This window comes from Rhodococcus sp. CX (genome assembly GCF_015865005.1).
Taxonomy (GTDB): Bacteria; Actinomycetota; Actinomycetes; order Mycobacteriales; family Mycobacteriaceae; genus Rhodococcus.
On sequence record NZ_JADZGH010000023.1, the window covers coordinates 29,793 to 40,786 of the forward strand.

The following is a 10,994-nucleotide window of genomic DNA, read 5'->3' on the forward strand; positions in this document are numbered from 1 at the left end:
TCGAGTTGATTCCCGGCTCGCGCCACATCGACGTCAGTGGCGCCGGCCATATGGTGAGCGGAGACGACAACGACGCCCTCAGCGCTGGGTTGCTCGAATTCCTGTCCGAGCTTCGGTCGCACTGATCGGAGAGCCACGACGGTTCTGGCTTCACGATGTTCCCCGCTCGTGCAGTCGAATCGCCTGATCCAGCGACGACGCCAGCGGCCACCCGAGATACGCGGCGCACTGCAGCGCTGTCTCCTCGAGTTCCTCCCGGGAGAGATCACCAGTGTCGAGTGCCGCAGCAACGTGCGCTGCCATCGGTTTCGAGGCCCCGACAGCCACAATGCACGAGAGCGTGATGAGCCGACGTTCACGTCTCGAAAGTCCAGGGCGCGTCCACACTTCGCCGAAGAGAAAGTCCTCTCCTGCCTGCGCGAGCACCGAGGCCGGGCCATCACCCTTCGTGATTGCCATGATCGTCTCGTAGATCGAGCGTCGGTCACCCGCCTCGACCGCGCCCTGTCCCGGATCGTCCATTACAACTTCCATCCCGTTGGCTGCTTCCGCGATCAGCCCGCCGCCGGGCCATCCCCCGAAACGCTAGGCGCAGCGCGGCACCCCACCACTGTCGAAATTCCACCAAACGGAATGGACCCCCTCGGTGTCGGGCATTCCACCCACCGGAACCCACGAATGACACGCCCCACCGTGCTTCGACAGACTTCGATCATGGCAATTGAGCACTACGATCTGCTGTCCGACGAGGGCTGGGCGGACGCCTCCGCCGAGCAGATCTCTCGCGTCAACCTCTGGAACGCGGGAGGCGTCCTCGCAGATGCGCCCGTCGATGTCGAGCGGACCCTCAAAGGCAATGTGTGGGTCTCCAGCAAGGTGGACACCTCCTTCCACCTGAACGGGATTCGACTCGCACCGAGCTACTCACTGCCCCGACGCCACAGCAACCTCGACGGCCAGGTCATCGTATTCGGTGGTCAGTTCACGATCACCTGGGACGAGGATGGGGCAGAGGCCAGCCGCACCATCGGACCGGGTGAGTTCTGGACGATCACCGCGGGCACTCCACACGTCCTGACCGCCGGCGCCGAGGGAGTGACCTTCCTGGAAACCTGGTCGGAACCGCTCGCCAACCTCGAAATAACCTGGCACGAAACAGGGTGGGTCCATCCCTAGCCGTAATCCAGCGAATGGCGTCCACCCGTCACGCAGTCAGCTGTCGGACCATCGACCGTGGGATACCACGCTCGATGGTCCGACTACGGTTTGGCCGGTTCGCCCACGCTCGCCTGGTCGGCTGGAGGCGGTCACGTACCGCGGATCTGTGGAATCGGCCACGAGCCTCCGTACGCCAGGGTCACGCCCACAGGGTCGATCCGGCACACGCGTCTCACCACAGCCGTCCACAGGAACCCCTTGGTCGCTGTGACCGACCGTCACGACCGAGCCGGGCGGAACGTGCGCCGGCTCGGGTGGGGCGCAGGGATCGCCGACAGCAACGTGCGCGTGTACTCGTGCCGCGGGTTTGCGAACAGGGTGCCGGCGTCGCAGCATTCGACGAGCTCGCCGCGCTTCATCACGGCAACCCGATCAGCGATGACACGCACAAGTGACATGTCGTGAGAAACGAACAGGTAAGCGAGATTGCGCTCTCGCTGCAACTCTCGCAGCAGGTTGACGACATGCGAGCGGATGGACATGTCCAGCGCAGCCACCGGTTCGTCACACACCACTATCTCGGGATCGGTCACGAGTGCCCGCGCGATCGCGACACGCTGCAACTGGCCGCCCGACATCTCGTATGGGTAACGTTCGAGATGATGCGACGTCAGCCCGACCCGGTCCAGCAATCTCTCAATTCGCTTGGCACGATCGGCCGCTGTGTATCCACCCTGCGCGAGCATGGGTTCGGACATCGAGTACCCGATCTGGGCGCGCGGGTTGAGCGACTTGAAAGGATCCTGGAAAATCATCGTTGCCTGCGACCTCACCCTGCGGAGGTCGGATACGCCCAGCGAGGTGATGTCCTCGCCGAGCACGCTGACCGAACCCGAGGTCGGCTCGATCAGTCGAAGTGCCATCCTTCCGACGGTCGACTTGCCCGCACCGGACTCTCCGACCAGCGCAAGCGTCTCACCGCGCCGCACGGTGAAACTCACTCCCTTCACTGCGTCGAAAGTTTCGACGACCCGACCGAGCAGATTGCGTCTTGCCGGGTACGACTTCGTCAGTTCCCGGACTGCCAGCGCAGTATTCTCCGGTGCAGTCTCGGCCGCACCCGACTCGACGGTCTCGCGCACGTTGCGCGCAGTTGTCTCAGTCATAGAACACATCCTCCAGCGAGAGTTCATGGGCGCGGGCACAGCGCACGAGATGATCTGGTCCGCTGTGTGACAGCGGAATCAGGCCATCGGTACACACGTCACCGACGTACGGGCATCGAGGTGCAAACCGACAGGCGTCAACGAACTCGTGGGGCGGCGGCACTCGGCCGGGTATGACTCCCATCTTCACGGCATGTCGCACAGGATCGGGCATCGCGTGCAGGAGTCCAGCGGTGTACGGGTGCCGCGGATTGTCGAACAAGTCCAGGATAGGTGCGTTCTCGACGATTCGGCCCGCATACATCACAGCAGCGCGATCACACACCTCCGCGACGACGCTGAGATCGTGGGTGATGAGCAGTACACCGAGCCCGAGTTCCTGCTGGAGTTCGTGGATCAAGCCGAGCACCTGACGCTGCACAGTGACGTCCAGCGCCGTGGTCGGCTCGTCTGCTATCAGCACATCCGGATCGCACGACAGCGCCATCGCCAGCATGACCCGCTGACACATGCCGCCGCTGAACTCATGCGGGTAGGCGTGGACCCGTTTCGCCGGCTCGGGAATTCCAACCCGATCGAACAGGTCGACGGCGCGCGCCCAGGCATCCTTCCTCGAACACCTCCGATGCCGTCGAACGGCCTCCGCGACCTGATCTCCCACCTGGAAGGCGGGATTGAGGCTACGTCGCGCTTCCTGGAAGATCATCGCGATCTCGGCACCTCGAACCTCGTCGACGCCCTTCTCCGACAGCGTGTTCAGATCGCGACCGTTGATGACGGTCGAGCCGAAGATCCGTGCGTTGCGGGGAAGGAGACGCATGATCGCAAGTGATGTGACGGTCTTGCCGGATCCCGATTCTCCGACCAATCCTACGGTTTCGCCTCGGCGTACGCTCAACGACACGTCGTCGACGATTCGCGTCCAACCGTTCTCGGGCGTGTCGAGCTCGACGCACAGCCCGTCGACCCGAAGAACCGTGTCGTGCAGAACCGCTTCGCCATTGATGACTGTCATGCCTTGCTCCCGCCCTGGCTACCCACCGCGTCACGCAGGCTGTCGCCGAAGAGCGACAGCATCAGGATCGAGAGGATGATCACGACGCTCGACGGAACGATGGTCCAACTGTTGATCGCGAGATTGTCGAACCCCTCCTTGACCATCGAACCCCAGCTTGCCGTCGGCGGTTGGACACCGAGTCCGAGGAAACTCAACCCCGATTCAGCGACGATCGCGACGGATACGCCGAAGGAGATCTGAACGAGCATGGGCGACAGAATGTTCGGCGCGATGTGACGTGCCATGATGCGACCTGGACCGGCACCCCCGGAACGCGCGGCCTCCACGAAGTCCTCATTGATCACTTCATGCGTGCTGACCCGCACCAGCCGGTAGAACCGAGGCGCGAGCAGCACACCGACCGCAATCATCGCGTTGATCAGGCTCGGTCCGAGTGCGCCCACGATCGCCACGGCGAACAGCAACGGAGGCAGGGACATCAATACGTCGAAGACACGACTGGTGACGAAGTCGAGCGCACCTCCCAGGTAGCCGGCGAGAAGCCCGAAGCACGCACCGACAGCAAGGCCGATGCCGACCGCCAACGTAGCGGCGGCCAGGTCGACACCGGTGGCGACCATGAGCCTACTGAGAATGTCCCTACCGACCGCATCAGTGCCGAGCCAGTAGTCCGCGCTCGGGCTCTCGAGCCTGCGTAGCAGATCCTGCGCCGTCGGGTCCTTCGGCGTCCAGAACTGCGCCAGGATCCCGACGAACAACAGGAACAACAGGCCGACGAGACAGATCATCGCGACCCGATCCCGGAGCAGACGCTTGGCCGCGCGGCCTGGCGTGTAGCCGAGGATCTTCTTGGGATGCTGTGCGATTGCCTTGGTGGTCATCGGTTTCGAATCCTCGGGTTCAAGTAGCCGTACGAGATGTCGACCAGCAGGGTCACCAGCAGCACGATCACGCCGCTCACCAGCACGACACCCTGCATGGTGGGAATATCGCGGTTGATGACGGCGGTAACGCCCAGCTGACCGAACCCCTGGATGTTGAAGATTGCCTCGACGATCACCGCGGCGCCGACGACGCGTCCGACGTTCAGACCTAGCACAGTGATGTAGGGCACCGCGGCGTTCTTCGCGGCGTGCTTGCAGACGAGCGCCATCCGGCTCAGGCCCTTCGCACGGGCGGTACGGATGTAGTCCTGTTCCAGCGCATCGATCATTCCGCCCCGCGCCTGCCTCACGAGTTCGGCAAGGCTGATACTCGCGATGGCGACCGCCGGGAGAGTCGCATACAGCAACCACTCGCCCAGCCCGTCACTGAGGGGTGCGTATCCGGTGGGCGGAAACAGTTGTAATCCATCCAGCGCGAACCACTTCACCAGAATAGCGGCGAGCACGAACGGTGGCACGGCGAGGATGAAGACCGAGGTTCCGGTGAGGACCCGATCGAACATGCTGTCCCGCTTCACCGCAGCGAGGATCCCTAACGGAATGCTCAGAATCACCACCATGAGCATTGCCAACAGGCCAATGGACAGCGTTCTCGGAAGCCTGCGGGCAATGACCTCCGTGACGGGCTCGTTGGTGGAGAACGACACCCCGAGATCACCGTGCAGCACGTTCCACACATACGTCAGGTACTGCTGCCACACCGGCTGGTCGAGGCCGAGACGGACCCGGACCGCCTCGACGGCCTCTGGCGAGGCATCGGCACCTGCGATGATCGCGGCAGGGTCTCCCGGTGCGATCTCCACCAGCAGGAACACGATGATCGTCAGGATTAGAAGCATCGGCAAGACTGTCAAGAGTCGTGATGCCATGAACCGCAACACGGGGGGCCTCCGTTCGGCTGAGCGAGACGCGCCTGTGTACGAGCACAAGCGAGGGTGTCGACTGGCGTTCGAGCGAACTCTGAGCACGAATGAGCAAAACCATTGCGAGGCACATCACTTAGATGATCAACCTGGTTGACCAAGAGATCTCGCTGCCGGAGTACTCGGAGACCCTCGCAAACCGGAAATCCTGCATCGGCGGGGTGCGCGGCAGCGACGCTGAATCACACAAGGACGTTGACCGCGCCACTCTCGAATTGGAAACCGGCGCGGTCAACCATCCCCGCGGTACTCAGTGGCGATGAAACCTCATTCGGTCATGGCCAGATGACGCAAGTCAAACGGCCCCCACGTTGTCGCATAGTCCATCTCGGCACTGAAATTGCCGACCTTGTCGCTCATCACCCAGGGCGACGTTGTCCACACGATCGGCACACCCCACGCTTGCTCCGTCAGATACCTGTTGAGCTGCTTCTGACTGTCAGCCCGTTCGCCCTCGGTACGCCGTGAATCGGTTGCCTCCGCGAGCAAGGCGTCATACTCCGGCGTCGTGCCGGCCGGATTCCGCGTGGGCCCGACGCGGGTTTCCAATCCCGCAGTGAAACTGATGCCGTACGAGCTGAACGCGATCATCATCGAATACTTCTTGCTCGCGAACTGCGAATACACCTCGACACCGTCCAGCACTCGCGGCTCGAACCGAATCCCGGCCTGCTCCAACTGTTCCTGCACGACATCAACCAGACCGGGAGTGGTCGCCGACGACACTGCGACCTCACCAAGGTCGACTCCGTCAGGATAACCAGCCTCTGCCAGAAGGGATTTGGCCCGACTGGGGTCGTACGGGTAAACGTTCTCGAGTCCCTCGTCGAACCCGGGCAGTCCCTCTGGAGCGAACTGCCACCGAACACGTGATCCCGGGTAAAGGGCTTCCGTGATTGCGTCCCGATCGAGCGCATAGTTGAGAGCTTGTCGTACCCGCAGGTCGTCGAGCGGCTTTGCGGCGCGGTTGATGGCGATCTCCATACCCACCCCGGTCTCGATGGGAATCGTGACGATACCCTTTCGTCCCTCGACAGCGGGGATGTTGGTCGGTTGGAGTTGACCGAGGTCAACCTGGCCGCTGATCAGCGCATTCGTGAACGCCTGGAAATCCGGGATACCCGTGTACTCGATACGAGCCGGCTTGGCCGCCAAAGCGTCCCAGTAGTCGTCACGGTCACGAACCAATACGAGTTTCTCACCAGGAGCCCATGATTCGACGCTGTATGCGCCAGAGCCGTCAGCCGTGCCGGCCGGATCGCCGTTCGTGAACAGCGTCGGATTCATGATGAGCCCAGCGACGCCCGCCAGAATGTAGGGCAACTGATCCGTCGGTCGATCCATCGCGATCGTGACCTCGAACGGTGCCGTCGCAGCCACTTCCGAGATCATTGACAACGAGCGCTTGACGAGCGGGGAATCCAACGTGCGGGCACGGTCGAGGTTCGCCTTGACGACCTCGGCATCGAGTCGTGTGCCGTCCCGAAAGGACGCGTCGTCGCGGAGGGCGAGCACGAGGTGGCTGCCATCGTCACTGTATTCCCAGTCAGTGACGAGCATGCCGTGGGCGACGCCCTCGTGGTCCACGGTGAACAGGCGGTCGTAGATATTGTTGAGCCCGAAGCGGAACGACGCGATCTCGGAAGTCGCCATGTGCGGGTCGAGTGTCGTCACCGCCTGCGTCCAGCCAACAGACAGGGTCGCATTCGTGTCGACCTCCCCTCGCCCCGCACCTGCGGAGGAATCGGAGCTGCCGCATGAGGAAACCAAGGCGGCGACAACGACACACGCAACCGCGGCCACTGCCCAACGACTTCGGAACATAGAATGCCCTTTCACGGATGGAGTTCCATCACAAGCGCCATGATGACCATTGGACTTGAAATAGACTGGAGGAAAAGCAGTCTCGAGAAGCGGCCTGCTCCGATGTCAAAGATAGCGTTGAGTGTCGCACATCACAACAGTCAGTTTCGCGCGGGAGGGCCAGCACCGCCGGCCTTCCCACCTCTGGCATCAGGAGTGGCACAGCCAATGATCTGGTTCGCAAACACATTCACGGAGTTGCACCCCGTCCAGTAGGTGGTTTCCTACTGACCGGCTACCGAGCCGGACTCTTCCGAAAGGCCCAGCTCACGACCGAGCTTGGGGCCACACGAATCCAGGCGTGCCTTCCGTCTGCAACGAATCGATCCGTGCCCGTGTACTTGCGGGCGAACGCGAGTTCTACTGCGACGAGATCGGCAACCGGATTCGACCCGCGAGGAACTTCCCCGACAGCCTCGGCATTCCCTCGTATTTCCACCCCGCGCAGCTCCGCGAACCCATCTCCGGCGTCGATCACAATTGCAATGCGGCCGTCACGCTGGAGATCGGTCCACCGCTGGCTCCGCACGATCGAGTTCAGCCAGAGGTTGGAGCCGTCCCAGACGAACCACAGTGGTGCCACATGCGGACTGCCCGTAGCGTCGACTGTCGCAACACGACATGTTCTTTCGACGCGGAGAAACTCGTCGATCTCGTGCGGTGTCATCGCGATTGACCGACCACGCCTCTGCTTTCGCAACGTTCCGTCCGCTGTCATCGTCCACTCCATTCCGGCCTGCGGCGTTCGAAGAACGCTCGAACGCCTTCTTTCACGTCGTCCGAATCCATTACGCCGTTCAGTGCAACATTCGTTGCGGACCAACCAATTTCGTCTGCATGATCGAACTGCGCAGCAAGGGCGAGGAGAGACTCCCGAACGGCGACGGGAGAGGACTGGCAAATGTCTTCTGCCAACGCCAGAGCCTCACTCACTGCGTTTCCGGGTTCGGCGACAGCGTTGACAAGACCGAAGTGATACGCCCTCTCGGCCGACAGGCCGAAGCCGGTGATGAGCATCTGCTTCACTATCGGCAAAGGCAACACCCTCATCGCGCGGAACAAGGCGCCGGATGTCGCGACCACGCCGCGGCGAGTTTCGGGAAGCGCGAACCGCGCGGTGGTCGAGGCCACCACCAGGTCGCATGCCAGGGCAATCTCGCAGCCACCACCCAACGCGGGACCTTCGACAGCGGCGATCAGCGGCTTCCTTCGACGGCGGCGGATCAGTCCATACTCCCCACCACGTCTTCGCTCTCGACCCTGTCTTCAGGTCCGAGCCGGCCGAGAACACCGCAGAGGTTCCCGTGATGATGCCGACCCACAATTCATCGTCGTCCTCGAGTCGGTCGAGCGCCGAACTGATACCGTCCGCCATTTCCGGATCGACGGCGTTTCGCTTCTCCTCCCGCTCCATGTACACAACCAGGGTCCGCCCGTGGACGGCTTCGCGCACGACCATCTCTCTCCTCAACTTCGTGCTCGTCCGAGGACAACCGGCCCCGGACCGTAGTGGTTCCAGTCGTCGGGGTCGTGGTTGATCCACACCTCCGCCCCATGGGCATCGGCGAGTCGTCTGATCCGGTACAAGGATTCGACGGCCTGGTTCGTGCTGTAGTCGTGGCCCATCGGCTTGATCTGCTCCAACCCGCACCTGAGGTGAGTTGCATCGCCAGTGAGCAGCAACGATCCACTGTCCAGGCGCACAAGCATGCTCAGATGCCCCGGGTGTGCCCTGGCGTGCGGAGGACCCGCACGCTGCCGTCTGCGAAGATGTCGTGGTCCTCGGTCAAGGGGTTCCAGTCGAAATCACCCGTCTGGTCGAAATCCCTCAATCGGTATGAGCCCCGGTAGAACGGACTGTTCGGCGCGAGTGCCTCCGCCATCTCCCCTTCGCCGACGAAGATCTTCGCTTCCTTGAAGAGATGCAGACCGCCGGTGTGGTCGTAGTGGCAGTGGGACAACACCACGTGGGTCACATCATCGGTGGAGAACCCGAGGCTCGCGAGATTCCGATCCACCCGCTGGTGATCCGAGAACGCCATCTCGACGCGCTCGGCCATCGGCCCGTAGAACGACTTGACGTCGCCTGCGGCCTCCGGCGACAAGCCGGTGTCGAAGAGCACCAGACCGCGACGGTGCTGTATCAGGAATGTCGGGACCGGGATCACGTGGCGCCCAGTGCCACCCAGGACCAGGAGCGCACCATCGAAGGTGAGTGTTCCACCCTCCAGTGCCCACATCCGTACCGTCGAAGTGGTGTCGGTTCGCTGCATTGGTCGTCCTTCCCGGTAGGTGGAAGCGTGCGGGAGGTGCGAGTCACCCCGAATTGCCCCCGCGGTGTGACGTCCGGCGCCGTCTACGTTCCGTCGGTTTCCGCGGTGTGGATGCTGGCGAGCTCCAGGCACTCGTCGAGGGTCGGGCTCGTGATGTTCCACCTACCGCACGTGCAGAAGGCGATGTAGTGCCCGTCTCGCGGCAGGACGGCCTGGGCGTCACAGTACCCCGAGGACTCGGCCATCGAGGAGATGAACTCGCCAGGCAGATCGTAGAGAACGCTGTCACTCATCGAGTGCTCCTCCGGCAGAAGGAAGCGCCGGAGTTCCTGGGAACAGTTCATTGAACGATCCGAACATGATCCGGTCGCGAGTTTTCTGGTCAACCCCATCGAACAGGTTGTGCAGGGTCATCTGCGTGTGGCCGTAGGTACCTTCCATGTGCGGGTAATCGCTACCCCACATGACGTTGTTGTAACCCATCGAGGTGCACGCCGCGACTGCAGACCCGTCGTGCTGGAACGACGCGTAGACCTGGGAGTAGATGATCTCCTTTGGAGTACGCGCAAGTTTGGGGCGGACGGCCATCGAGTGCTGGCGGTAGGCCTCCTCCATCCGGTCGGCAATGAACGGTACCCATGTCGCCCCGCCTTCGGAGACGAGGACCTTCAGATTCGGGTGTCGATCGAGGGCTCCACAGGCCACGAGCTTCATCACTGCGCGCTGGCCGCCGAAGGTGGTCTCCGTGTGGTTCAGGACGGCTCCGCCGGGGCCGCGGTACGCGATACCGACCGCCCCACCTGTGTTGAAGTCGACCGGCTCGGTGCCGATGTGAAATGCGAGGACCATCCCGATGTCTTCCGCGAGCGCCCAGAACGGCTCCCACTCGTCACGGTTGTAGTCCTTCTGCAGCGGGTGCGGCGTGACCGGCATGAACACCGCCTTGAAACCCAGCTCTCCGCAACGCTTCAACTCGGCACATGCGTCTTCGATGGACATCGTCGACACCTGACCGGTCGGGATGAGGCGCGGCGAGTAGTCCAGGATCGTCTCCTTCGCCCAGTCGTTGGATACCCGAAGCGCTTCGCGGAGCACCTCAGGGGTTCGAAACGAGGCCGACCACATTCCCAGCGACGGATAGACCAGTTCGGCCCAGATGCCTTCTTCGTCGAGATCTTTGATGCGCAGCTCGACATCGCCGGCTCCCGGCGCACGGTAGCTTGCGGCGTAGAACTCCTCCTGGGCAATACCGGGAAGCCGACGACGGAAGGCCTGACCGTCGACATGCACCGTTTCCCACTTGCCATCCGGGTGCTTCACCGAACGAGGAACCAACTCGGACAACCGCTTCGGCAAACGCGACCGCCACAGATCTTCAGGCTCGAGAAAGTGGGAGTCGCCCGAGCTGGCCCACAACTTCACATCTTCGGTCATTGTCCATCCTGTTCTTCGTGGCGAGCCCGCACCCCCGCAGACATGCACTATGTGCACGGCAACGAATGCTGGTCCGCGATGTCGACTGTCCGTTCGGGTGCCTCTTCCCGTCCTCACAACACTGATCTCCGGCACACGCCGGATCCGATCGGAAGATCAAGACTTAGTGGTCCTGGTCAGAAGTTCGTCGGGGGTCATGCAGCATCGACGAGTCG

At 62.5% G+C, this 10,994-nt stretch carries 13 protein-coding genes and 2 pseudogenes; 3 read left to right on the forward strand and 12 right to left on the reverse strand.

Features of this window, described 5'->3' with window-relative positions:
• A pseudogene (locus I0Q12_RS31720) lies at window positions 1-125 on the forward strand (alpha/beta hydrolase); the annotation flags it as partial.
• 25 nt (window positions 126-150) lie between these two features.
• Here the strand turns inward: I0Q12_RS31720 and I0Q12_RS02180 are convergent.
• Window positions 151-522, reverse strand: a complete 372-nt coding sequence (locus I0Q12_RS02180; RefSeq protein ID WP_231609847.1) for a carboxymuconolactone decarboxylase family protein — start codon at window positions 520-522, stop codon at window positions 151-153.
• A gap of 192 nt (window positions 523-714) precedes the next feature.
• Here I0Q12_RS02180 and I0Q12_RS02185 point away from each other — a divergent pair, with 192 nt between their 5' ends.
• Window positions 715-1,176: a hypothetical protein gene (locus I0Q12_RS02185; RefSeq protein WP_231609848.1), complete on the forward strand. Its 462-nt coding sequence runs from the start codon at window positions 715-717 to the stop codon at window positions 1,174-1,176.
• A 260-nt stretch (window positions 1,177-1,436) separates the two neighbouring features.
• Here I0Q12_RS02185 and I0Q12_RS02190 read toward each other — a convergent pair whose 3' ends face one another.
• The 4 genes from I0Q12_RS02190 to I0Q12_RS02205 all read right to left on the reverse strand — a co-directional run bounded on the left by I0Q12_RS02190 (window position 1,437) and on the right by I0Q12_RS02205 (window position 5,167).
• Window positions 1,437-2,159 (reverse strand): ATP-binding cassette domain-containing protein, encoded by a 723-nt coding sequence (locus I0Q12_RS02190; protein WP_307845977.1) that lies wholly within the window; start codon window positions 2,157-2,159, stop codon window positions 1,437-1,439.
• A gap of 157 nt (window positions 2,160-2,316) precedes the next feature.
• On the reverse strand, window positions 2,317-3,339 hold the full coding sequence (locus tag I0Q12_RS02195) for an ABC transporter ATP-binding protein (protein ID WP_231609849.1): 1,023 nt from the start codon (window positions 3,337-3,339) through the stop codon (window positions 2,317-2,319).
• Entirely contained in the window at window positions 3,336-4,223 is an 888-nt protein-coding gene (locus tag I0Q12_RS02200; RefSeq protein ID WP_197250389.1) for an ABC transporter permease, read from the reverse strand. The genes I0Q12_RS02195 and I0Q12_RS02200 overlap by 4 nt, the downstream gene beginning before the upstream one ends.
• Complete coding sequence (locus I0Q12_RS02205) at window positions 4,220-5,167, reverse strand: ABC transporter permease (RefSeq protein ID WP_197250390.1); 948 nt, start codon at window positions 5,165-5,167, stop codon at window positions 4,220-4,222. The genes I0Q12_RS02200 and I0Q12_RS02205 overlap by 4 nt, the downstream gene beginning before the upstream one ends.
• A 122-nt stretch (window positions 5,168-5,289) precedes the next feature.
• On the opposite strand from I0Q12_RS02205, the gene I0Q12_RS02210 reads away from it, so the two are divergent.
• The gene (locus tag I0Q12_RS02210; protein ID WP_197250391.1) at window positions 5,290-5,472 is read left to right on the forward strand and encodes a hypothetical protein; all 183 of its coding nucleotides are present in this window, start codon (window positions 5,290-5,292) and stop codon (window positions 5,470-5,472) included.
• A gap of 4 nt (window positions 5,473-5,476) precedes the next feature.
• Here the strand turns inward: I0Q12_RS02210 and I0Q12_RS02215 are convergent, their stop codons facing one another.
• The 7 genes and pseudogenes from I0Q12_RS02215 to I0Q12_RS02240 form a co-directional block, all read right to left on the reverse strand.
• Window positions 5,477-6,883, reverse strand: coding sequence for an ABC transporter substrate-binding protein (locus tag I0Q12_RS02215; RefSeq protein ID WP_197250392.1), 1,407 nt, complete (start codon window positions 6,881-6,883; stop codon window positions 5,477-5,479).
• A 424-nt stretch (window positions 6,884-7,307) separates the two neighbouring features.
• Complete coding sequence (locus I0Q12_RS02220; protein WP_307845978.1) at window positions 7,308-7,802, reverse strand: pyridoxamine 5'-phosphate oxidase family protein; 495 nt, start codon at window positions 7,800-7,802, stop codon at window positions 7,308-7,310.
• The gene (locus I0Q12_RS34785; RefSeq protein WP_307845979.1) at window positions 7,787-8,245 is read right to left on the reverse strand and encodes an enoyl-CoA hydratase-related protein; all 459 of its coding nucleotides are present in this window, start codon (window positions 8,243-8,245) and stop codon (window positions 7,787-7,789) included. The genes I0Q12_RS02220 and I0Q12_RS34785 overlap by 16 nt, the downstream gene beginning before the upstream one ends.
• A 139-nt stretch (window positions 8,246-8,384) precedes the next feature.
• Window positions 8,385-8,531, reverse strand: a pseudogene (locus I0Q12_RS34790) (enoyl-CoA hydratase); the annotation flags it as partial.
• 253 nt (window positions 8,532-8,784) lie between these two features.
• Window positions 8,785-9,345, reverse strand: a complete 561-nt coding sequence (locus I0Q12_RS02230) for an N-acyl homoserine lactonase family protein (RefSeq protein WP_197250393.1) — start codon at window positions 9,343-9,345, stop codon at window positions 8,785-8,787.
• An 83-nt stretch (window positions 9,346-9,428) separates the two neighbouring features.
• A complete protein-coding gene (locus tag I0Q12_RS02235) occupies window positions 9,429-9,638 on the reverse strand; it encodes a hypothetical protein (RefSeq protein WP_197250394.1) in 210 nt (69 codons plus the stop codon).
• Window positions 9,631-10,779 (reverse strand): amidohydrolase family protein, encoded by a 1,149-nt coding sequence (locus I0Q12_RS02240; RefSeq protein WP_197250395.1) that lies wholly within the window; start codon window positions 10,777-10,779, stop codon window positions 9,631-9,633. Before I0Q12_RS02240 ends, I0Q12_RS02235 begins: the two co-directional genes overlap by 8 nt.
• Window positions 10,780-10,994 lie beyond the last annotated feature (215 nt).

Coding starts and splice junctions, on each gene's coding strand:
- I0Q12_RS02180 (WP_231609847.1), bottom strand. CDS start 522: ATGGACGATCCGGGACAGGGCGCGGTCGAGGCGGGTGACCGACGCTCG.
- I0Q12_RS02185 (WP_231609848.1), top strand. CDS start 715: ATGGCAATTGAGCACTACGATCTGCTGTCCGACGAGGGCTGGGCGGAC.
- I0Q12_RS02195 (WP_231609849.1), bottom strand. CDS start 3,339: ATGACAGTCATCAATGGCGAAGCGGTTCTGCACGACACGGTTCTTCGG.
- I0Q12_RS02200 (WP_197250389.1), bottom strand. CDS start 4,223: ATGACCACCAAGGCAATCGCACAGCATCCCAAGAAGATCCTCGGCTAC.
- I0Q12_RS02210 (WP_197250391.1), top strand. CDS start 5,290: ATGATCAACCTGGTTGACCAAGAGATCTCGCTGCCGGAGTACTCGGAG.
- I0Q12_RS02220 (WP_307845978.1), bottom strand. CDS start 7,802: ATGGAGTGGACGATGACAGCGGACGGAACGTTGCGAAAGCAGAGGCGT.
- I0Q12_RS02230 (WP_197250393.1), bottom strand. CDS start 9,345: ATGCAGCGAACCGACACCACTTCGACGGTACGGATGTGGGCACTGGAG.
- I0Q12_RS02235 (WP_197250394.1), bottom strand. CDS start 9,638: ATGAGTGACAGCGTTCTCTACGATCTGCCTGGCGAGTTCATCTCCTCG.
- I0Q12_RS02240 (WP_197250395.1), bottom strand. CDS start 10,779: ATGACCGAAGATGTGAAGTTGTGGGCCAGCTCGGGCGACTCCCACTTT.